Origin of the sequence: Flavobacterium cheonanense, from assembly GCF_039539185.1 — a bacterium.
GTDB classification, from domain to species: Bacteria; Bacteroidota; Bacteroidia; order Flavobacteriales; family Flavobacteriaceae; genus Flavobacterium; species Flavobacterium cheonanense.
Genome location: NZ_BAABCT010000002.1, coordinates 243,236 through 263,594, shown reverse-complemented (window position 1 = coordinate 263,594; position 20,359 = coordinate 243,236). Strand labels below are relative to the sequence as shown.

The following is a 20,359-nucleotide window of genomic DNA, read 5'->3' as shown; positions in this document are numbered from 1 at the left end:
TTAAATTAGTTAACTTTGTATAACATTACTAGACAAAAATAGGAATTTAATAAACAAAAAATATATCTTTGAAAAAAGAAATCCCGTTCCGATGGGATTTTTTCTATTTTATGATAACGATGAAATAGTAACTTTCGATATAAAATTAACAGAAAAATAACTTCATTTAAGTTAAAAAGTGGAGCTTAATAAAGAATAAAATTATGAGTACAGTATCGTATTATACAGCTGAAGGATTAAAAAAATTAAAAGAAGAATTAGAACAATTAAAAAGTATAGAGCGACCAAAAGCTTCACAAGCTATAGCTGAAGCAAGGGATAAGGGTGATTTGTCTGAAAATGCTGAATATGACGCTGCCAAGGAAGCTCAAGGAATGTTGGAAATGCGTATTGCAAAATTGGAAGAGGTATATTCGAATGCGCGATTAATTGATGAGAGTAATTTGGATTTGTCCAAAGTCCTGGTTTTGTCTAATGTAAAGATTAAAAATCAAGCCAATGGAATGGAATTAAAATATACCTTGGTTGCAGAGAGTGAAGCCGATTTAAAGACAGGGAAAATTTCAGTAACTTCTCCAATAGGAAAAGGATTACTTGGTAAGTCTGTTGGAGAAATAGCAGAAATCACGGTGCCTAACGGAACTTTAAAATTTGAAATTGTAGAAATTTCACGTGATTAATTATGAGCAGTATTTTCACCAAAATAGTAAACGGAGAAATTCCTTGTTATAAAATTACGGAAGACGAGAATTTTTTAGCTTTTTTAGATGTAAATCCAAATGCTAAAGGACACACTTTATGTATTCCAAAACAAGAAATCAATAAAATCTTTGATATTGAAGATGATTTGTATTTAGGATTGATGGCTTTTTCAAAAAAAGTTGCAGTTGCTCTTGAAAAAACAGTTCCATGTAAAAGAATTGGTATGGCTGTTATTGGTTTGGAAGTTCCTCATGCGCATGTTCATTTGATTCCTTTAAACGAAATGGATGAAATGCGTTTTCAAAACAAGGTTACTCTAACTAAAGAAGAGTTTGAAGATTTAGCGAAAGCGATTCAAAACAATTTATAAAACAATTTATCGTTTCTTAAATACAAACCTGTTACGTTTATAGCTTAACGGGTTTTTTTATTTTTACTTTATGAAATTTAATTATCATATAATATTCTTATTTTTTTTCTCATCTGTAGTAGCTCAAATAAAAAATGAATATGCAACAATTGATGCAATAATGAATAAAATCCCAGCTGAGAAAACAGCATCAACGACAGATATAGCAGATTATATTAATCTTAATTTTAAATCAGAATCGGATAAAATTAGAGCTGCATTTTATTGGACTGCAAACAATATTAGTTATGATATTGAGAATATGAATGAACCAAATTTTGTTTATTCCTCTTCAGAAAAGATTGCAAGTGCTTTAAAAAACAAGAAAGGTGTTTGTATTCATTATGCTGAGGTATTTAATGAAATTTCAAATAAACTGAATATAAAAACTTTAATTGTGGTTGGTTATACTAAACAAAATGGAATTATTGCACCAATTGGTCACGCTTGGAACGCAGCAAAAGTTGATGGCAAATGGTTTCTTTTTGATCCAACTTGGGGTGCAGGTTATGTTAATAATATGAAGTTTTATAAAAAACTAAATAATAATTTTTTTAAAACATCAGCTGCTAAAATGATTCAAACGCACATGCCATTTGACTATTTATGGCAATTTTCTAATGACCCGATTACAAACCATGAGTTTTTTAGTGGAATTATACAAAAAGATAAACCTAAAATGAATTTTAATTTCGATTCAGAAATTGAAAAATATGAAGCACATCCAAAGGAAGAACAAGCATTTGAGGCAGCTGAACGCATCGAAAAAAACGCTGTCATTAATAATCTAATTGCTGAATATTTGGCTTCAAAAAAAGAGGAGTTTAATGTGATTCGTCAAAATAAGAACATTGAAAAAGTAGCACAAATTGTATTAGACTATAATAGTGCTGTAGCATCTTTAAATGATTTTGTTTTTTATAGAAATAATAAATTCAAACCACTTTATTCAGACGAAATCATTAGTGAAATGATAAATACTCCACTGAATGCATTAAAAAAATGTCAAGATGCTATTTATGGTGTAGGTTCTGTTGGAAAAGATAACACATCCAACTTGAAAACGCTTAAATCACAAATGGCTCAAAACATCAAAATCGCAACAGAACACGCTCAGTTTGTTAAAGATTATTTGAGTAAAAACAAAGTGCAAAGAAAATTGATGTTTACAAAAACTAGATAATTATTTAGCTTTTTTATAAAGAATTTGCATCGTAGTTCCTTTATCAATCTCTGAATGGGCAACTTTTATTTTTCCATTATGATATTCCTCAACAATTCTTTTAGTTAGTGATAAACCCAATCCCCAACCACGTCTTTTAGTTGTAAATCCTGGTTCAAAAACTCGTCTGTATTGATTTTTTGGAATACCTTTTCCTGAATCGATTACGTTGATTTTTATGTTTTGTCCTTCTTTTTCAATCATGATTTTCAACTTGCCTCTGCCTTTCATAGCGTCAATAGCATTTTTCATTAAATTTTCAATGGTCCAACTGTGTAAAGCCGGATTGATAGAAACCAAAATCGGATTTTTTGGAGCAGAAAAGGTAAATTCAACTTGTTTCGAAAAACGTGATTTTAAATAATCAAACGAATTTCTAGTTTCTTCAACGATATCTTTAGTTTCCAAAACAGGTTCGGAACCAATTTTAGAAAATCGTTCGGTTATAGTTTGCAATCTGTTGATGTCTTTTTCAATCTCAGAAACAGTCGTTTCATCAACATTATCAGCTTTCATTATTTCTAACCAACCAATTAAAGAGGATAAAGGAGTTCCAATTTGATGTGCAGTTTCCTTCGCCATTCCTGCCCAAAGCTTATTTTGGGTGGCCATTTTAGTGCTTTTATAAAAATTGTAAACCACAGCTCCAAACAAGAAAATGATGAATAATAAAGCGATTGGGTAGTACTTTAGTTTATTCAATAATGAGGAATCACCATAGTATAAATTGTGCGTTCGACCTTCAGAAATTTTCATCACAATTGGATCATTCTGGTTTTTTAGTCGCTGTAAAAAGGCTCTTAATTTGGTTTTGTCATTTACAATATCATCATCAATATTTATCTTATTTATAATAGAATCTTTTTCAGTAACTATTATAGGAATATTGGCAGTTTGAATAATTTGCAAAGGCAATTCCAAATCAGCATTTAAATCATCTGTATTTATTTTTTTTTGAGATAATGCCCAATGTTGCATTTTCACTCGTTCTTCTTGCTTAAAAATTTGAAAAAACGAATACGTATTCCACAAAATAAGAGAAACAATCACAAATGAAGTGATGATGATAATCCAACGCGTTGTGTTTCTTCTATCGGAGAATTGCATATTTAAAATTTGTTTAAAAGTAATGATTTTTTTCAAATTGAAATTGATTTTTCAAATTGCCATTGTCATTGAATTCTTATCTTTGTAAAAATTCCAAATTTTATGCTAACAATTGATCCAAAAGAACTTTCTCCAATGAAATTGCAAGGCTATTTGCAAAGTGCTATAGCGCCAAGACCAATTGCATTTGCAAGTACAATTGACAAAAACGGAAAGCCGAATTTATCTCCGTTTAGTTTCTTCAATATTTTTAGTTCTAATCCGCCAATTTTGGTTTTTTCACCTGCGAGAAGAGTTAGAAATAATACAACGAAACACACTTTAATTAATTGTGAAGAAACACGTCAAGTAGTAATCAATGTTGTGAATTTTGATATTGTGCAACAAATGTCTTTATCAAGTACAGAATATCCAGATGGTGTAAATGAGTTTGCAAAATCGGGTCTGACTCCAATTCCATCAGAAATAGTAAAACCTTATCGCGTTGCCGAAAGTCCAGTGCAATTTGAATGTAAAGTCAATCAAATTATCCCATTAGGTACTGAAGGTGGAGCCGGAAATATGATTATTTGTGAAGTAGTTAAAATGCACATCAATGAATCGGTTTTAGATTCAGATGGAAATATTGATCCAATGAAAATTGACTTGGTTTCAAGATTAGGAGGAAATTGGTATTCGAGAGCCAATCAAGGACTTTTTGAAGTTGAAAAACCATTGGCAACATTAGGAATAGGAGTAGATGCGATTCCAGATTTTGTGAAAGAAAGCCCTATTTTTAATGGTAATGATTTAGGTAAATTAGGAAATGTAGAAGCATTGCCAACCAATGAAGAAATTACTATATTTGTAAAACAAAATTTTGAAGTGAAAGGTGTTTTGAGTGCTGATGATGAGGTTAAAAAACACCAATTAGCCAAAGAATATTTAGATAAAAACGAGGTGCTTACCGCTTGGAAAGTGCTTTTAGCAAAACAATAAACAATAATATTATGGAAGTTTCAGGAAAAGTAAAAGTAGTAAGTGCAGAAATTCAAGTTAGTGCTACTTTCAGAAAAAGAGAATTAGTGGTAACTACAGATGAGCAATATCCACAACACATTATGATTGAATTTACTCAAGATAAAAGTGATTTATTAAATAATGTTGCCGTTGGTGATGCGGTAAAAGTTTCTATCAATTTAGGTGGAAGAGAATGGGTGAATCCTCAAGGAGAAACTAAATATTTTAATTCAATAAGAGGTTGGAGAGTTGAAAAACTTCAAACAGAAGCTCCAGCAGCAGCTCAACAAATGCCTCCGATGCCTGCAGCAGAAGCATTTGCTCCAGCAACTGATTTTAAAGAAGAAGAACACGACGATTTACCTTTTTAATTAAAAGGAAAATTCCAATTTTTAAATTCCAAATTCCAATGAAGCACATCTTATTTGGAGTTTGGAATTTATTTTTTGGAATTTATAATTTTATCTTATGTATTTCCTAACCAAAGAACTTTATTTTCCACCAGTTGAAGAAGCTTCGTATGAAGGAATTCTTGCTGTTGGCGGTGATTTGTCTGTAGAAAGATTGCTACTTGCCTACAATAATGGAATTTTTCCTTGGTTTGATGCCGACGAACCAATACTTTGGTGGTCACCAAGTGAAAGAATGGTTGTGAATCCAAAGGATTATAAAGTCTCTAAAAGTCTTCGAAATATTATTAATCGGAATATTTTTGTAGTGACTATCAATAAAAATTTCGAATCCGTCATAAAAAATTGTCAAGAAATTGAAAGAAAAGGTCAGGATGGAACTTGGATTTCTAATGATATTATTAAATCGTATACCGAATTATATAAATTAGGAAAAGCAAAATCATTTGAAGTTTGGCAAAATGGTGAGCTCGTTGGCGGACTTTATGGAGTTGATTTAGGACATGTTTTTTGTGGTGAAAGTATGTTTTCTAAAGTGCCAAATGCCAGTAAAGTAGCTTTTGTAAAATTGATTGAATATTTGAAACAAAACAACTACAAACTTTTGGATTGCCAAGTTCATAACGACCATTTAGAAAAATTAGGAGCTTTTGAAATTTCGAGAGATGTTTTTATGATGATTTTGAATAGTTAGTTCTCTTCTTCATGAAAACTTGATTTTATTTTTCTTTTTGTAAGATGATAGTAGATAATAATATTATCGAATAGAAGCGCAATTATTAATGAAAGTGCTGCGAAAAGAAGGATTTTCAGTTCATATTTTTCATAGAAAATTCCTCCAAGAACACCTCCTAGGAAAAAGCATAAGATGATAGAAAGTCTGAGAAAAATACTTCTACGCAATCGCGATTTTTCAACTGGTTTTCTGTAGAAAAAAAGTTGCGATATTTCAATTCCTAAATCAGTAAATAAGCCTGTAAGATGCGTTGTTCTTACTACAGATTGGGATATTTGAGTTACCAAAGCATTTTGAATTCCCATCGAAAAAAGCAATAAATAAGCAATATATTCTTGATGTTTTACAAATCCAAACCCAATGATTAGCAAAATAGCAACTTCGATTATCATTGGAAAAGCATGAGCAATTCTGGGTTTTTTTAACGAAGTGATTTCGATTAATGTATTGCATGTAAAAGCACCCAACAAAAAAGATAAAATAAATAGGAGGAAAGTAATTGCTTTTGAATAGTTTTTCAAAGAAATTTCCTCAGCAAAATATGCAAAATGACCTGTGACATTTGTTGTTAAAGTCGCTACAGAAAGTACACCTGCAATATTTACAATTCCTGCAATAAATGAAAGATTGGAAGCAAGTCGTAAATTGTGTAAAAACGTTCTTCTACTTCCTTTGTGGCGAAACATGTTTTTTGTTTTAACTAAAGGTAGTGATTTTAATTTTCAAACAGCGAAATAGTTGAGTAAACTACTTCTGGGTCCAACAGTCAGCAACATGATCATTTACCATTCCTGTGGCTTGCATATGCGCATATACAACAGTTGAACCTACAAATTTGAATCCGCGCTTCTTTAAGTCTTTACTAATTTCATCGGAAAGTGGTGTAGTTGCCGTAACTTCTTTTAAGGATTTTCTGTTGTTTTCAATGGGTTTTCCGTCAGTGAAATTCCAAATGTATTTAGAGAAACTTCCAAATTCTTTTTGCACTTCCATAAAGGCAATGGCGTTTGAAATTGTTCCTCTTATTTTCAATTGGTTTCTAATAATTTCTGCATCTTGAAGTAATTCTTGCACTTTTTCTTCACCATAATTTGCTACTTTTTTGTAATCAAAATTATCAAAAGCTGCTCTGAAGTTTTCTCTTTTCTTCAAAATGGTATACCAACTCAATCCTGCCTGAAAAGTTTCTAGAATTAAAAATTCAAATAATTTATCGTCATCATAAACAGGTTTTCCCCATTCATTATCATGATAATCTCTATATAAATCGTCTTTTTCGCACCAGGCGCAACGTACTTTATTTTCCATCTTTGGCTAAATATTGTTCTATCAAATAATGTCCTAAATAGATCATTGGCGTCGTCAAAATTGCAATCACTAATTTCACAGAATATCCAGTGAATCCTGAAATAATATAGGTTTTCCCATCCATAATTCCAGGTAAGTAAAACGCAATTCCTAGTACAATAAAACTATCAAAAAGTTGTGAAATTACAGTAGAACCAGTACTTCTCAACCAAATCATTTTGTTACCAGTTCTGTTTTTTACAAAATGAAAAATGGTAACATCAATTAATTGTGAAACTAAAAATGCTGCTATACTTCCAATAATAATCAATTGACTTTGTCCAAAAACCGCCGTAAATTGTTCAGTAGTAACCGAACTAATCCCAGTTGACGGGATTTTGATTGCAAAAAACAAAATGATAAAAGTATATGCAATTAATCCTGCAGTAATAAGCGAAAGTTTCTTAACGCCTTTTTCACCAAAGTATTCGTTGATTAAATCGGTTGTGATAAAAACAATAGGCCAAGGTAAAATTCCAATGCTCATCGGAACTCCAAAAACATCAATTAATTTTCCACCAGTTAATTCAGCAACAATAGCATTTGTGATAAAAATACCAGCTAGAATTACATAAACAATATCTTTTCTGTTTTGAAACATAGTTGTTTTTGAAGTTTAGTATTAATCATACATATTAAAATTCATACGATCGATGTTTTTTTCAAATGTTGCCCTTCTGTGCTCTTCGTTTAATGCTTTATTTGTTATAGCATTGATACGTTTTGTAATATCATCATCATCTTCAAGCTTCTTTTTATCATAAATTTTGTAAGCTAAAGGATTAATTTTTCCTTTTTCACTTAAAAAAGCTATGGTGTAGATGTAGGTGTTTTTAATTTTTCGATAACTACTTGTTTTGTCGAATTTATAAAAATAAAGAGTAATTTCTTTGTTGTTTTTAGTTTCAATTCGTTTTTCAACAAATTCAATAGAATCTTTGGTTTTAAGATTTTCAAAACTTAAAATGGCAGATTCAACAATTTCATCATCTGTTAGCGTTGGCAGCAAATTGAATTTGTCTTTGTAATGTAATAATAGAATTGAAGCAAATTTTGTCTTTTCATTTTCTAATGTTGATAAAATTTCCTCTTTGCTAATTTTATCGTTTACAACACCCAAACGCAATAATTCAACATTTAATTCGGGTATATCCAATCCTTTTATTTTCTGAAATAAAGCATCCGTGTCTTTATCTGATTGAAAATTGTATAATAAATCAATATAGTTTATCAAATCATCAACAGGAGCTGAAGTTTCCTCTGAATTGTAATCTTCTTCATCTCCATCAATTGCAACTGCAACAGTAGTATCAACAGCAGTTTCATAAGAGATATCATCTGCTAAATCCATTTCTTCTTCTGGTTTGATGTTTTTTTCTTTCCAGCTTACGACTCTTTTGTATTCTAACTTGGCATTTGTTAATACCATTTTCTTGAAAGAACTGATTTTCTTTGGAGAAATTAAATTTTTGTCAAACAATGAGTTACATAAATTTAATGTAGGTTTGTTGTATTCCTTAATGCTATAAAATTGGAATATTTTCGGAAACAATTCTTTACTGTTTTCTAAATCTAAATTAAACAAACTAAACAAACTTGTGATATCATATTGCTTGTCGGTTATCGGTAAATCGTATTCTAATAATTCAATTATTTTCTGATAAGCCGCTTTTGATTTTTGACGAGTTAATGCTTTTAAAATTTCAATCTGAGTATTGGTTTTTATTTTTTCATCTTTATATTTTGCTTCCAAATACGGAATTGTTTTTGGATTCTTTAAAGCACCAATTCGCATCAATAAACTCGAAGGAGCTTCTTTTTCAGATTCTTTAAACTTGAATGTGTCTATGAAGTTAGTAACAGCATCAAAATCTTTATCGGCAATTTTTAATTCATCAATAGATTCCATCGCTGAGAATCTTATGGTGTCTTTTTTGCTATTTACATCATTTAAAAAGAAATCAAATTTGTCTTCAAAAATGGAAGTAGTATCTTTAGAAGTAGGTTCTAAGGAGCTAAATGTTTTTTCTATAAAGGCATCGTCATTTTTATAATCTCTCTCAATTAAAGTTTGCATTTTATAGTAGGCATTTCCTTTTACAAAAGTTTTGTATTTTATTGCTTGAGTTGCATTTGACTTTGACACAACGGCTTCAAAAACATGGGTATTGTCTTCTTTATTAAAGTTGTAGGATTTTGAAAGAAATTCATATTTCTCATCATTTTTCTCTACTAAATCAAACCACTTTGAATAGGAAAACCCTTTTTTATAAATAAAATTATAAATCAAAGATTCATTAGATTGATAATCATAGTCTTCATCATAGTCTTCTTCATAATTTTCTTCAAAATTTTGAAATCTACCATGTGAATCCATAAATGATTTATAATCTTTGGAATAGTCTCTAAAAAAATAATTTTTTAAGGAATCCAAATTTTCAAAAGACTCATATTTGTGAAATTTATTGTATTCTAAATCTATATCTCTACCATTGTCTGCATAGAAAGTATAATTTTTGTTTCTTGATAAAAAGGAGTTTTTAGTTTTAAATTCATAATCTTCAAAATTCAAAAATGTTTTTTTATTGATTTTTTCTGGAATCTCAACTTTAAAATCGTTTATAGTATCGTTATAAACTTTATTAATTACAATTCGACCATTTTTAGTAAAATCAAATGATTGGAAGTAATTATCTGTGTTTTTGTCTGAGACATTTACAGTTCCAAGAAGGAAATATTTGTTACCTTTAATAAAGGTTTTTAGTCTAATTTTTTTCTCACCAATCTTTGACGATGATTCGTTTGTTGAAGTGTTGTGTGTTACATCATCCAACTCGTTTTGCATGTAAAATTCTGCTTGTATTTGTTTGTGTTCATAGGCAGTATTTTCTAACTCTGCAGTTCCGTTAAACGATTCTTCTGTTAAAAAATAAAATGCATTTTCAGATTTATCATAAGATTGAATCGTGATATCATTATCAATTCTATCAATGTCATTACCATGTATTACACTATAAGAAGGTATTTTTACACTAAAGCCACCTTTTAATGGAGTAAAACTATCCCAAGAGCTTTGTAGATTTTTAATTTCAATTTTGTCAAATAGTTGGTTTTCATATTGTCTTACATAGTCACCAGTACCTGTCATTGAAACAGCAATAATTTCTAAAGGCGTAATGTAATACCTATAGCGTTGTGCATTGCCAGATTTTGTTTTGTTTTTTATGTCGTATCCTTTGTAGTTTTCTGTTTCAAAAAACTTTTTTTCAATGATAGTTCCTGCAATATTCTCAAAGAAAAGACTGTCTAATGCTTTTGGATTGAAAGTATCTTCTTTTTTCTTTAAAAAATAATTCAAAGGCAATCTATTTATATTGACAGAGCCACCATTAGTCAAATCAATACAAGCTGTTACTTCGTTTATAGTCCTCGGATTTTTAAACAAAGGCATTTTTAGCATCCCATCTTTAGTAGTAAAAGGATTCAATACTGGATTTGGAAAATACTCTTCAATTGTTTTTTTCTGTTTTTCTCCAATAGTTGTAAGTACATCTATTATTGGTTTTACAGTATATCCTTTTTTGATTAAAAGTTGTAAAACACCTTCTTTTCCTGCCAAATGCGCAGCACCAACAGCAGCAAATAAACTTCCGGTTTTAGCAATTGAATCAATGCTGTTTGCCATAGTAACATTTCGTTCTGTAATTAAAATGTTATGCGATTTTTTAGAATAAATCAATTTATAAATAGAGTCAAGCATTACGATGTCTTTTTCTCTATAAAAATCATTAGATACCGTTTGGAAGTTTCTGTTTTTTAATATTTTCATTAAAGCCATTCTCACTTCTTCTTTTGGCTCTTCCATGTCGTTTTGCATTTTCATCACTTTTAGAAATGACTCCTGTGCGTCTTCTAGACCAGTTACTTTTTTGTTGTATTTTTTACCAGTTTGGTGTATAAACATATCAAGAACGGTGTTTTCTTGAAAGTCAGCTTGTTCACTATTGTTTCCAGAAGTCATCGTGTTGTAGATGTTTACATTAGAAAATAACGGATACAATGCTTCTTTTTTTAGTGGCGCTAAATTGAAACGACTATAAAGTTTTTGTGAGTTATCATTTTCTTGGTTGGTCAACAAATCAAATAGTACTTCCCAACTTTCAGGATTACTTTCGTTACTCACGATATCGGCTTCTAGCAAATGTTTATAAAAAGCGTCGGAGAGATGATAAGAAATCTTTTCATTTACATGCATAGTGCCATATAAATAAGACTTTTTAGCTAAGCCGTTTCCGGAAATTTCCCAAAGCAAAGTTTTTTCAGTTTGAGCAATAGAAGTAAAACTCAATAATAATAAGAAGGCAGCGAATATCTTTTTCAAAGTGTGTGATTTTTAAACAAATATAATTAGAAAATAGTCATTTCAATATAACGGCTAAATTTTTCATATATTTTTTGTGAAGATAAATAAAATAAAAAAACCTCGATTCAATTAAGAACCGAGGTTTATATTTTTTGAATTACTTTGTACTTCGTACTTCGTAAATCGTACTTTATATTTATCCTAAAGCAACTCTTTTAAATCCTGTAACAGTTAAACCACCGTCAACAGATTTAATGTAAGAAGCAACGCTCATAGAACCATCTTTAATATAATCTTGGTTTACTAAAGTATTGTCTTTGTAGAAACGTTGGATTTTACCTTTAGCGATATTATCTAACATAGCTTCAGGTTTTCCTTCTTGACGTAATTGATCTTTAGCGATTTCAATTTCTTTTTCAATGATTGATGCATCAACACCAGCTTCATCTAAAGCAATTGGATTCATTGCAGCAGCTTGCATTGCTACGTTTCTTGCAGCTTCTTCAGCACCTTCAACGTTAGCAGATAATGCAGTTAAAACAGCAATTTTGTTTCCAGCGTGAATGTAAGAACCAACGAAAGCACCACTTAATCTTTCGAAAGAAGCGATTTCAATTTTTTCTCCAATAACACCAGTTTGCTCAATTAATTTGTCAGCAACAGTGATACCATTAAAATCTGAAGCTAAAAATGCTTCTTTAGTATCATAGTTTAATGCTTGGTTAGCTAAATCTGTAGCTAATTTTACGAAACCTTCATTTTTTCCAACGAAGTCAGTTTCGCAATTTAATGTGATAACAACACCAGAAGTTTTGTCAGCATTAACAACTGCGATTGCAGCTCCTTCAGTAGATTCTCTGTCTGATCTGTTAGCAGCAACTTTTTGACCTTTTTTTCTAAGGTTTTCGATTGCTAAATCAAAATCTCCATCAGCTTCTACTAATGCTTTTTTGCAGTCCATCATACCTGCACCTGTGATTGTTCTTAATTTATTTACGTCTGCAGCAGTAATTGTTGCCATTTTGTTTTTTATTTTAAGATTAAAAATAATTTGTGTAAAAAAAGAAATTCCAATTTACAAATCCCAAACTCCAATTTTAATAAATCATCAAATAATTGATAATTTCTTGGAATTTGGAATTTATATTTTGGAATTTTCTGTGTTTTATTCTTCAGTACTTGTTTCAGTAGCTTCTACTTCTGGAGCAGCAGTTTCAACAACAGCAGCTTCTGTAGCAGCAACTTCTTCAACAGTTTCTACTTCTGTAGCATCATCAGCTTCTTTATCAGAAGTTCTGTTTGCTAATCCGTCTTTAACTGCGTCAGTAACTAAAGTTAAAATTTTGTCAATTGATTTAGAAGCATCATCATTTGCTGGAATAACATAATCTACCTCACGTGGGTCAGAGTTTGTATCAACCATTGCGAAAACTGGAATGTTTAATTTTTGTGCTTCTTTGATTGCGATGTGTTCAGCTTTGATATCTACTACGAAAAGTGCAGCAGGTAATCTAGACATGTCAGCGATAGAACCTAAGTTTTTCTCTAATTTCGCACGAAGACGATCAACTTGAAGTCTTTCTTTTTTAGAAAGCGTCATGAATGTTCCGTCTTTTTTCATTCTATCGATTGTTGCCATTTTTTTAACAGCTTTACGGATAGTAACGAAGTTTGTTAACATACCACCAGGCCATCTTTCTGTGATGTAAGGCATGTTACAAGCCAATGCTTTTTCTGAAACGATATCTTTTGCTTGTTTTTTGGTAGCTACGAAAAGTATTTTTCTACCAGATGCTGCAATTTTTTTCATAGCTTCACCAGCTTCTTCAATTTTTGCAGCAGTTTTATATAGGTTAATGATGTGAATACCATTACGCTCCATATAAATGTAAGGAGCCATGTTTGGATCCCATTTACGAGTCATGTGTCCGAAGTGAACACCTGCTTCTAATAATTCTTTAACGTCAATTTTGTTTGCCATTGTGTAATAGTTTACGTTCCGTGTTATAGCAATTTTCAAGTAGTCACTTTCGGTATGTCTTGAAAATTTAGATGCTAAACTAATTCCCTTTTTATAAGGAATATCGACAACTTTGTTTTAAATTCAATTTTAATTGTAAAAATGTATCTGAAAAAATATTCTGATAAATATCGAATATTAACGTTTCGAGAATTGGAATCTCTTTCTCGCTTTTTTCTGACCGAATTTTTTACGTTCTACCATTCTTGGATCTCTTGTTAGTAATCCTTCTGGTTTTAAGATAGCTCTGTTTCCTTCGCCAACTTCACACATTACTCTTGCTAAAGCCATTCTTACAGCTTCTGCTTGTCCTGTTGAACCACCACCGTAAACATTTACTTTTACGTCAAAGTTGTTTACATTTTCTGTCATAGACATTGGTTGTAATACTTTGTACTGTAAAGTAGCTGTTGGGAAGTAAGTTGCAAATTCTTTTTTGTTTACAGTGATTTTACCTGTACCTTCAGTAACATAAACACGTGCAACTGCACATTTTCTTCTACCGATTTTGTGAATAACTCCCATTACTTTAAGTCGTTAAGGTTAACGGTTTTTGGTTGTTGAGCGCCATGTTTGTGCTCAGTACCAACATTTACATCTAAATTGCGGAATAATTGTGCTCCTAATTTGTTTTTAGGCAACATTCCTTTTACAGCTTTTTCTACTAATAATGCAGGGTTTTTTTGTTGCATTACTTTAGCAGTTAAACTTCTTTGTCCTCCTGGATAACCTGTGTGTCTGATGTACGTTTTGTCATCTAACTTGTTTCCAGTTAAATTAATTTTCTCTGCGTTGATAACAATTACGTTATCTCCACAGTCAACGTGTGGTGAATAACTTGGCTTGTATTTACCTCTTAAAAGCATCGCGACTTTTGAAGCAAAACGACCTAAGTTATGACCTTCAGCGTCTACAACAATCCACTGTTTTTCAGCTGTGGCTTTGTTGGCAGAAACTGTTTTGTAGCTTAATGCGTCCATAATATTATTTTAATTAAACATTCCATTCCCAATTAAGGGAGTGCAAAAGTACAATTATTTATTATATATGCAAAAAGGATTTTGATTTTTAATTATTATTTTGAATTATAACGATTTATAGTATCCAAATTGATGGCTAATTAGCCCTGATTGAAGTGGAAATCCTTGTCTTTTTAGACAAGATTGGAACGTAAAGCAGGAAAATGGATTACAAAAATGCGCAAACCATTCGCTACTATCCATAATTTTCTTAAATTTACACCTTATATATATGTAAGATGAAATCGAAAGCCACTTTAAAACAAATTGCTAAGGAACTAGGAGTATCTGTTTCGACAGTTTCTAAGGCGTTGAATGATAGTCCGGAAATCAGTGAACCAACAAAAATTCGTGTTCAAGAATATGCGAAATTGAAAAATTACAAACCAAATGTTATTGGGTTGAACCTTAAAAACCGTTCTACCAAAACTATTGGTGTAATTATTCCGAATATTCTAAATCAGTTTTTTGCAAAGGTTTTTACCGGAATTGAAAAAGTTGCCGATGAGAAAGGTTATAAAGTGATTACCTGTATTTCTAACGAATCAATAGAAAAAGAAATTAGTGCTTTAGAAATGTTGAGTAATGGGACTATTGATGGTTTTATTTTATCCATTTCGGAAGAAGCTCAAAAGTTGCAACAATTTGGTCATTTCAAATCGATTATCAATGAAGGTACGCCAATTGTGATGTTTGACAGAATTGCTGACGAAGTAAATTGTGATAAAGTTATTGTTGACGATTTAGATTCAGCGGTAAACGCAACAGAACATTTGATTAAAACAGGATGCAAGAAAATTGCATTGTTCTCGTCTATTGATAATTTGAGTGTTGGAAAATTACGCGCCAAAGGTTTTTATAAAGCATTAGAAAATAACGGAATTAAAATCAATGAAGATTTAGTTATTTTAACAGAAACTGCAGAGGATTTTGATGCTAAATCGGCAAACTTCTTTGACAAAAATAAAGTGGATGCTGTATTTGCTTTAGACGAGCACGCATCTGTTATGGCAATGAAACTAGGAATAAAGAAAGGATTGAAAATTCCAGAGGAACTTTCTATTATTGGTTTTGCTGATGGTGTTTGGTCAAGAAGATTAACGCCTAGTTTATCAACGGTAAGCCAGCATGGTCCAGAAATTGGTGAAGTAGCTACAAAAATGTTGATTGAAAAACTAGAAAGTAAAGAGGAAGTTTACAGTCACAAAACTACTATTGTAAAAACAGAATTACGTCAAAGAGAATCGACTAGGAAGATTAAATAGTTCCTTTTTTCTTATCATCATCCCAAGTGATATAACCAATAATAGCGTTGAAAAGGTAAAAAACATATTTAGCAGTATTGGCTATATTCATTTGCAATATGTTTTGAACCAATTTAGTAATGTTGTAAAACTGCCACATAAACCAGTTATCAGGATACATTCTGGCGGTATTGAAAGTAGCACCAAAAGTTATTCCAGCTGGAATTGCGATGGCAAAAAACAATCTCCAATCAATTGGTTTTTCAGAAAGATATTTGAAAGCAATATAATTAAGAACCAATGAGAATAAAAAACCAAGAACTAAATTACGATAAAATATAAAGTCAATAGAACGCAAAATGGTGCTTTTTTTCCAAGCTTTGAAAACCAAATAATTTCCAATAAAAGTTACTGGATAAGTTAAAATCGCACCAACATTTCCAAGTAAATAATCAATTGAACCGCTCAAAAATGTATTGCAAGTCGCAAGAAAGTTTCCAATATTATTCTTTTTAGTAACCAAACGATTACCAATCATAGACAATCCAGTATTGACAATGGAAACGTAACCCAAAAAGAAAACATAGTTTTTGCCTTGAAATGTAAATTTGTATTCGGTGTTGTGGTAGCCTAAAACAATCGAAGCCGTGATTACGATTATCAATCCAATAATATCTAAATAGGTACTATTTGTTATTGATTTTATGGTTTTTATGGTTTTTTCTGAAAGCGAAAGTATTGACATTCAAATAAATTTCGACAAAGATAGATAAATTTAAAGGAAAGGATAATTTTTATATTTTAACAAGAATGATAATTATTATAATAGAAATTATTAGAACCCGATTGATAAATATATCATATCGATGTTTTGGTAATTTATGTTCAGGATAATCAATTGTCCATTTTTTAGAATTTGCGAATTCAGTTAACATTTTTGGAGTTATTGGTATTTCTTTAACTCGTTGACGAGGATTTTTAAAAAATAAATTGCCAATACTGAAAGACAAACTTCCCTCTTCTTGATAATGAAAATACCACAGAAAATTATTCATATCAACAGAATATTTTTCGGAATATTTAACTAATAATTCTTCACAATCATCACCATCAATTCTTACTTCTTTAAAAACATCTGAATCAGAATTTAAATTTGATTTCCAAAATTCTTTTTCAATGAAATTGATTATTTCTTCTTCCAAAATCATACTTTCTGTTTTTTAATGAAATCATAATGTTTGTAATAAAAAAAACAACGCTTAATACAATTGAATAAAAAGTTACATAATTATAATTATTGTTATAATTACTAAATGTAAGAATTGGAATCGTTATTAACAATATGTGAATTATCGAAATTGTCAAATGTGTTTTTATCTTAAAAGCAAACAAAATTCCATAACTTATCAAAAACAAAAGATAAAGTGGGAAATATATGAAAATAAAATCTGTAATATCCCAAGCCCAACCAACTGTTTTATTCACTCCCCAATTTGCAACTGTATTTTTATCAAAAAGAAAATACATTAACAACAATAATATTGGTGAAAGTAGAACTAAAAATAAGTTTTTTGTAAATAAACGACTTATGATTTTCATAAAATATTACTAAAATTAACGTGCTTTCAACCAATTTTTTAAATTCAATTTCAACAACTAATGATAATTGTATTTAATTAGTGAAATTTTTAAAACAAATAATTATCAAAATTAAAAATTTCAATTTAATCTATTCTATTTTGTTTGATGTAATCCGAGGGTGTTATTCCTACTTTGTTTTTGAATGCATTATTAAAAGCAGATTTCGAATTAAAACCAACAATTGCACTAATTGCTTCAATGGTATAATTAGAATATTCTTTAGAAATCAATATTTTTTTTGCTTCTTCAATTCTATAGGAGTTAATAAAAGTTACAAAATTACAATCAAGCGAATTATTTAATATGTTGGAAATGTAATTACTATTTGTATTGAGTGCTTTTGCTACATCATAAATTGTCAAATCTTTTTGTAAAAAAACTTTTTCATTTTCAATGTAGTCAATCATTTGATTTTTTAAAATTTCTCTTTTCTCATCATTAATTGAGTTTGTTTGCTTGTTTTGTTGATTTTCAACTTCAATAGTAATGTTTGTATTTTGAATAATAGAACTTTCTAGTTCAACCGTAATTTGAGCATCTCGTTGAAAGAAAGTGTAAATCATAATTAAAAGAAATGGTAAATAAACTACATAGGGAGATGAATCTGGATTGAGAATAAAAAAACAAGTAACAAATGAAAGGTAACCCAAAAGGAAAAACAAAATCCAATTTAAGCTTATTCCAATTTCATACGATAAAATGTTTTTAATTTGTTTTCGGTGTTTTATATACAATAAGATAGTATGTGTCAAATAATAAATATTGAGTGCAATAAATATAACTTTCAAACTAAAATAATTGGTGTAATCAAGGTTTTTTCGCAAAGATTCATCTGCCAAATTATCTAAACTTATGTGAGGATAAATATTAAAAATTAAAGATTGTAATGGAATAAAAAAGTGTGGTAAAACAGCATTAACTTCTTTGTATTTTTTTATTGTATCTGTTAAGGATGAGATATAAAAGTATATAATTACTGGCAAGGATAACATTATGAAATAAAAAGTGATTTCAATTAAGTAAAAATAACTTTGAATGAACGGATAAAATTCTTGTAAATATTGAAACAAAATAGCTATTAGAGCAAAGCAAAAAAACAAAAAGAACACACCTAAAATCTTGATAGAAATCGTACTATTTTTTTTAACAAAGAAAAACCTAATGCTCAAGAAAAGCGTTATCAGAATTGGGAGCATTAATAATATAAGTTTCATTCCTAGTGTTTTATTTTATAAAAATATAAAAAAAAGAATACATCAAGTATTTTACAAAACAAATTGGTTTTTTTGTAGCGATTATAGAAATCAATACGATTGTAATATAAAATAATGTGATATTATAGAAAACTTAAAATAAATTTACTTTCTTAAACTTAATTTTTATGAAAAAAATTTACATTCAGTTTATTTTTATATTTTTTACATTTGGAATGTACTCTCAAGTTGGAGTCAACACTACAAATCCAACGGCTACATTGCATGTTTTTGGGAATACTACTTTACCAAGTGGAGGCACAACAACATTATTAAACCAAAATTTTAACACTAACGATTTCACTTTTTTGAATAGTGGAACCGCAACTAATAATAATTGGAGGTATGGATCTGCAGCTGGAAATCCCTCTAGCGCTATTTATATATCAAATGATAATGGAATAACTAATAACTATGCAACTACATCAACTGCTACTGTAACTTTTGCCTACAGAGATGTTGCTATTCCGACTGGGACAACCACTTCTACTTTTTCGTTTGATTGGAGATGTAATGGAGAAAGAACAGTTGGTACCGATTATGATTATTTCAGAGTTTGGCTAACTCCAACTTCTTTTACACCTACATTAGGAACGCAAATTACAGCTGGTGCAGGAAGAATACAAGTAGGAACAAATTTCAATCAACAAAATACTTGGACTACTTTTTCTAATGCGGCCTTGAATGTAAGTAGTTTTGCAGGATCTAGTATGCGTATTATTTACGAATGGAGAAACGATAGTTCTGGAGGTAATCAATTTCCTGCAGCTATAGATAATGTAATTGTAACTATTCCATCTACTCCGGTACCTGGCACATATGCTTTTAGATTAGAAGATGGAACTCAAGGCGTAGGAAAAGTTCTTACTTCGGATGCTAATGGAAATGGATACTGGCAAACAGCTTCTGGCGGTTCCGGAACAGATAGCCAAACTTTAAGTATATCCGGAAGTACATTGTCAATTTCAAACGGAAACTCAGTTACATTACCAAGTGGAAGTGGTACATATACTTTTACAAATGGATTAACAAATACTGCTGGAACAGTAAGATTAGGAGGAACTTTGACACAAGCAACAACTTTGAATTTAGACTCATATGATTTAAATTTTAATAGTAATACTTCAGTAGCTTTTCCAGGGCAAATCAAGTTTAATGGTGCTAATAGAGTTATGATGGAAACTAATTTTGCTAGTGATTATATTAGTTTTGGTGGTGGTTCAACTCTAGTTGATGGTGACGATGGTTTGACTTTTGTTGATTCTGGAGGTGATACATATACTCGTGATTTTGCGCTAGGTTTTTATAAAGGTGCATCTGGAGGTTCAGCTATGGCAACTGGTTCTATTGAATATATTGTAGATGGTTTGGATGAACTATTGTTGGAAGCATCTAGTTTGAATCCATTAGTAGATAATGATACTCGATTGGGAGGTTCTTCAAAAAGATGGACTGCTGTTTGGGCTACAAATGGTACTATTCAAACTTCAGATATGAAACTTAAAAAAGATGTTGTTGAATTAAAATATGGTTTGAAAGAAGTGATGCAATTGAATCCTATTTCATACAAATGGAAAAGCAATAGAATTGGAAAAACAGCAATTCCCGATCAACTTCAAGAAACTAAATTGGGTTTTTCGGCACAACAATTATTAGATGTTTTACCTGAAGTTGTAGAAACACACTCTTGGTATCCGAAAGATGAGGAAGGAAATTTTGAAAGAAAACAAAATGAAAATTTAGGTGTAAGATATGCTGAAATTACACCTGTGATAGTAAAAGCAATTCAAGAGCAACAAGAACAAATAGAATCTTTAAAAGTTACTGTAGAAGAACTAAAAAAGCAAAATGAAATATTATTGAAGTTGCTAGAAAAAAAATAGGATG

General features: G+C 30.4%; 20 protein-coding genes. 8 read left to right on the top strand and 12 right to left on the bottom strand.

Going from position 1 to position 20,359, the window contains the following annotated elements; genetic code table 11:
• Positions 1 to 203: 203 nt before the first annotated feature.
• The 3 genes from greA to ABD766_RS04635 all read left to right on the top strand — a co-directional run bounded on the left by greA (position 204) and on the right by ABD766_RS04635 (position 2,294).
• On the top strand, positions 204 to 680 hold the full coding sequence (greA, locus tag ABD766_RS04645; protein ID WP_298304209.1) for a transcription elongation factor GreA: 477 nt from the start codon (positions 204 to 206) through the stop codon (positions 678 to 680).
• 2 nt (positions 681 to 682) lie between these two features.
• Positions 683 to 1,072: an HIT family protein gene (locus tag ABD766_RS04640; RefSeq protein ID WP_298304210.1), complete on the top strand. Its 390-nt coding sequence runs from the start codon at positions 683 to 685 to the stop codon at positions 1,070 to 1,072.
• A 160-nt stretch (positions 1,073 to 1,232) separates the two neighbouring features.
• Positions 1,233 to 2,294 (top strand): transglutaminase domain-containing protein, encoded by a 1,062-nt coding sequence (locus tag ABD766_RS04635; RefSeq protein WP_344815582.1) that lies wholly within the window; start codon positions 1,233 to 1,235, stop codon positions 2,292 to 2,294.
• Here the strand turns inward: ABD766_RS04635 and ABD766_RS04630 are convergent, their stop codons facing one another.
• The gene (locus ABD766_RS04630; RefSeq protein WP_344815979.1) at positions 2,295 to 3,440 is read right to left on the bottom strand and encodes a sensor histidine kinase; all 1,146 of its coding nucleotides are present in this window, start codon (positions 3,438 to 3,440) and stop codon (positions 2,295 to 2,297) included. It lies immediately after the preceding gene.
• 102 nt (positions 3,441 to 3,542) lie between these two features.
• Here ABD766_RS04630 and ABD766_RS04625 point away from each other — a divergent pair, with 102 nt between their 5' ends.
• From ABD766_RS04625 to aat, 3 genes are all read left to right on the top strand, one after another.
• On the top strand, positions 3,543 to 4,418 hold the full coding sequence (locus tag ABD766_RS04625; RefSeq protein WP_344815581.1) for a flavin reductase family protein: 876 nt from the start codon (positions 3,543 to 3,545) through the stop codon (positions 4,416 to 4,418).
• 11 nt (positions 4,419 to 4,429) lie between these two features.
• Complete coding sequence (locus ABD766_RS04620) at positions 4,430 to 4,810, top strand: DUF3127 domain-containing protein (protein WP_344815580.1); 381 nt, start codon at positions 4,430 to 4,432, stop codon at positions 4,808 to 4,810.
• A 97-nt stretch (positions 4,811 to 4,907) separates the two neighbouring features.
• On the top strand, positions 4,908 to 5,543 hold the full coding sequence (gene aat, locus ABD766_RS04615; RefSeq protein WP_344815579.1) for a leucyl/phenylalanyl-tRNA--protein transferase: 636 nt from the start codon (positions 4,908 to 4,910) through the stop codon (positions 5,541 to 5,543).
• Here the strand turns inward: aat and ABD766_RS04610 are convergent.
• The 8 genes from ABD766_RS04610 to rplM form a co-directional block, all read right to left on the bottom strand.
• On the bottom strand, positions 5,540 to 6,271 hold the full coding sequence (locus ABD766_RS04610; RefSeq protein WP_344815578.1) for a YoaK family protein: 732 nt from the start codon (positions 6,269 to 6,271) through the stop codon (positions 5,540 to 5,542). The two genes, aat and ABD766_RS04610, sit on opposite strands and share 4 nt — an antisense overlap.
• A 61-nt stretch (positions 6,272 to 6,332) precedes the next feature.
• Entirely contained in the window at positions 6,333 to 6,893 is a 561-nt protein-coding gene (locus tag ABD766_RS04605) for a DNA-3-methyladenine glycosylase I (RefSeq protein ID WP_344815577.1), read from the bottom strand.
• Positions 6,883 to 7,533 carry a queuosine precursor transporter gene (locus ABD766_RS04600; RefSeq protein ID WP_344815576.1) on the bottom strand — a complete coding sequence of 217 codons (651 nt, stop codon included), beginning with the start codon at positions 7,531 to 7,533 and terminating at the stop codon, positions 6,883 to 6,885. The genes ABD766_RS04605 and ABD766_RS04600 overlap by 11 nt, the downstream gene beginning before the upstream one ends.
• A gap of 21 nt (positions 7,534 to 7,554) precedes the next feature.
• The gene (locus ABD766_RS04595) at positions 7,555 to 11,313 is read right to left on the bottom strand and encodes a TraB/GumN family protein (protein ID WP_344815575.1); all 3,759 of its coding nucleotides are present in this window, start codon (positions 11,311 to 11,313) and stop codon (positions 7,555 to 7,557) included.
• A gap of 178 nt (positions 11,314 to 11,491) precedes the next feature.
• Positions 11,492 to 12,316, bottom strand: coding sequence for a translation elongation factor Ts (tsf, locus tag ABD766_RS04590; protein ID WP_298306820.1), 825 nt, complete (start codon positions 12,314 to 12,316; stop codon positions 11,492 to 11,494).
• Between the two features lie 144 nt (positions 12,317 to 12,460).
• Positions 12,461 to 13,276, bottom strand: coding sequence for a 30S ribosomal protein S2 (gene rpsB, locus ABD766_RS04585; RefSeq protein ID WP_344815574.1), 816 nt, complete (start codon positions 13,274 to 13,276; stop codon positions 12,461 to 12,463).
• A 177-nt stretch (positions 13,277 to 13,453) separates the two neighbouring features.
• Positions 13,454 to 13,840, bottom strand: coding sequence for a 30S ribosomal protein S9 (gene rpsI, locus ABD766_RS04580; RefSeq protein WP_298307776.1), 387 nt, complete (start codon positions 13,838 to 13,840; stop codon positions 13,454 to 13,456).
• The gene (gene rplM, locus ABD766_RS04575) at positions 13,840 to 14,295 is read right to left on the bottom strand and encodes a 50S ribosomal protein L13 (RefSeq protein WP_298307779.1); all 456 of its coding nucleotides are present in this window, start codon (positions 14,293 to 14,295) and stop codon (positions 13,840 to 13,842) included. Before rplM ends, rpsI begins: the two co-directional genes overlap by 1 nt.
• 278 nt (positions 14,296 to 14,573) lie before the next feature.
• On the opposite strand from rplM, the gene ABD766_RS04570 reads away from it, so the two are divergent.
• Entirely contained in the window at positions 14,574 to 15,599 is a 1,026-nt protein-coding gene (locus ABD766_RS04570; protein WP_344815573.1) for a LacI family DNA-binding transcriptional regulator, read from the top strand.
• Here ABD766_RS04570 and ABD766_RS04565 read toward each other — a convergent pair.
• From ABD766_RS04565 to ABD766_RS04555, 3 genes are all read right to left on the bottom strand, one after another.
• The gene (locus ABD766_RS04565; protein WP_344815572.1) at positions 15,592 to 16,323 is read right to left on the bottom strand and encodes a nicotinamide mononucleotide transporter family protein; all 732 of its coding nucleotides are present in this window, start codon (positions 16,321 to 16,323) and stop codon (positions 15,592 to 15,594) included. The genes ABD766_RS04570 and ABD766_RS04565 overlap by 8 nt on opposite strands.
• 49 nt (positions 16,324 to 16,372) lie before the next feature.
• Complete coding sequence (locus tag ABD766_RS04560; protein ID WP_344815571.1) at positions 16,373 to 16,786, bottom strand: DUF1493 family protein; 414 nt, start codon at positions 16,784 to 16,786, stop codon at positions 16,373 to 16,375.
• A gap of 516 nt (positions 16,787 to 17,302) precedes the next feature.
• Positions 17,303 to 18,202: a helix-turn-helix domain-containing protein gene (locus tag ABD766_RS04555; RefSeq protein WP_344815570.1), complete on the bottom strand. Its 900-nt coding sequence runs from the start codon at positions 18,200 to 18,202 to the stop codon at positions 17,303 to 17,305.
• Between the two features lie 398 nt (positions 18,203 to 18,600).
• On the opposite strand from ABD766_RS04555, the gene ABD766_RS04550 reads away from it, so the two are divergent.
• A complete protein-coding gene (locus ABD766_RS04550) occupies positions 18,601 to 20,355 on the top strand; it encodes a tail fiber domain-containing protein (RefSeq protein WP_344815569.1) in 1,755 nt (584 codons plus the stop codon).
• The last annotated feature ends 4 nt before the right edge of the window (positions 20,356 to 20,359 follow it).

Coding starts and splice junctions, on each gene's coding strand:
- ABD766_RS04560 (WP_344815571.1), bottom strand. CDS start 16,786: ATGATTTTGGAAGAAGAAATAATCAATTTCATTGAAAAAGAATTTTGG.
- ABD766_RS04565 (WP_344815572.1), bottom strand. CDS start 16,323: ATGTCAATACTTTCGCTTTCAGAAAAAACCATAAAAACCATAAAATCA.
- ABD766_RS04640 (WP_298304210.1), top strand. CDS start 683: ATGAGCAGTATTTTCACCAAAATAGTAAACGGAGAAATTCCTTGTTAT.
- ABD766_RS04630 (WP_344815979.1), bottom strand. CDS start 3,440: ATGCAATTCTCCGATAGAAGAAACACAACGCGTTGGATTATCATCATC.
- ABD766_RS04620 (WP_344815580.1), top strand. CDS start 4,430: ATGGAAGTTTCAGGAAAAGTAAAAGTAGTAAGTGCAGAAATTCAAGTT.
- greA (WP_298304209.1), top strand. CDS start 204: ATGAGTACAGTATCGTATTATACAGCTGAAGGATTAAAAAAATTAAAA.
- rplM (WP_298307779.1), bottom strand. CDS start 14,295: ATGGACGCATTAAGCTACAAAACAGTTTCTGCCAACAAAGCCACAGCT.
- ABD766_RS04635 (WP_344815582.1), top strand. CDS start 1,233: ATGAATAAAATCCCAGCTGAGAAAACAGCATCAACGACAGATATAGCA.
- rpsI (WP_298307776.1), bottom strand. CDS start 13,840: ATGGGAGTTATTCACAAAATCGGTAGAAGAAAATGTGCAGTTGCACGT.
- ABD766_RS04600 (WP_344815576.1), bottom strand. CDS start 7,533: ATGTTTCAAAACAGAAAAGATATTGTTTATGTAATTCTAGCTGGTATT.
- ABD766_RS04610 (WP_344815578.1), bottom strand. CDS start 6,271: ATGTTTCGCCACAAAGGAAGTAGAAGAACGTTTTTACACAATTTACGA.
- rpsB (WP_344815574.1), bottom strand. CDS start 13,276: ATGGCAAACAAAATTGACGTTAAAGAATTATTAGAAGCAGGTGTTCAC.
- ABD766_RS04570 (WP_344815573.1), top strand. CDS start 14,574: ATGAAATCGAAAGCCACTTTAAAACAAATTGCTAAGGAACTAGGAGTA.
- tsf (WP_298306820.1), bottom strand. CDS start 12,316: ATGGCAACAATTACTGCTGCAGACGTAAATAAATTAAGAACAATCACA.
- aat (WP_344815579.1), top strand. CDS start 4,908: ATGTATTTCCTAACCAAAGAACTTTATTTTCCACCAGTTGAAGAAGCT.
- ABD766_RS04605 (WP_344815577.1), bottom strand. CDS start 6,893: ATGGAAAATAAAGTACGTTGCGCCTGGTGCGAAAAAGACGATTTATAT.
- ABD766_RS04550 (WP_344815569.1), top strand. CDS start 18,601: ATGAAAAAAATTTACATTCAGTTTATTTTTATATTTTTTACATTTGGA.
- ABD766_RS04625 (WP_344815581.1), top strand. CDS start 3,543: ATGCTAACAATTGATCCAAAAGAACTTTCTCCAATGAAATTGCAAGGC.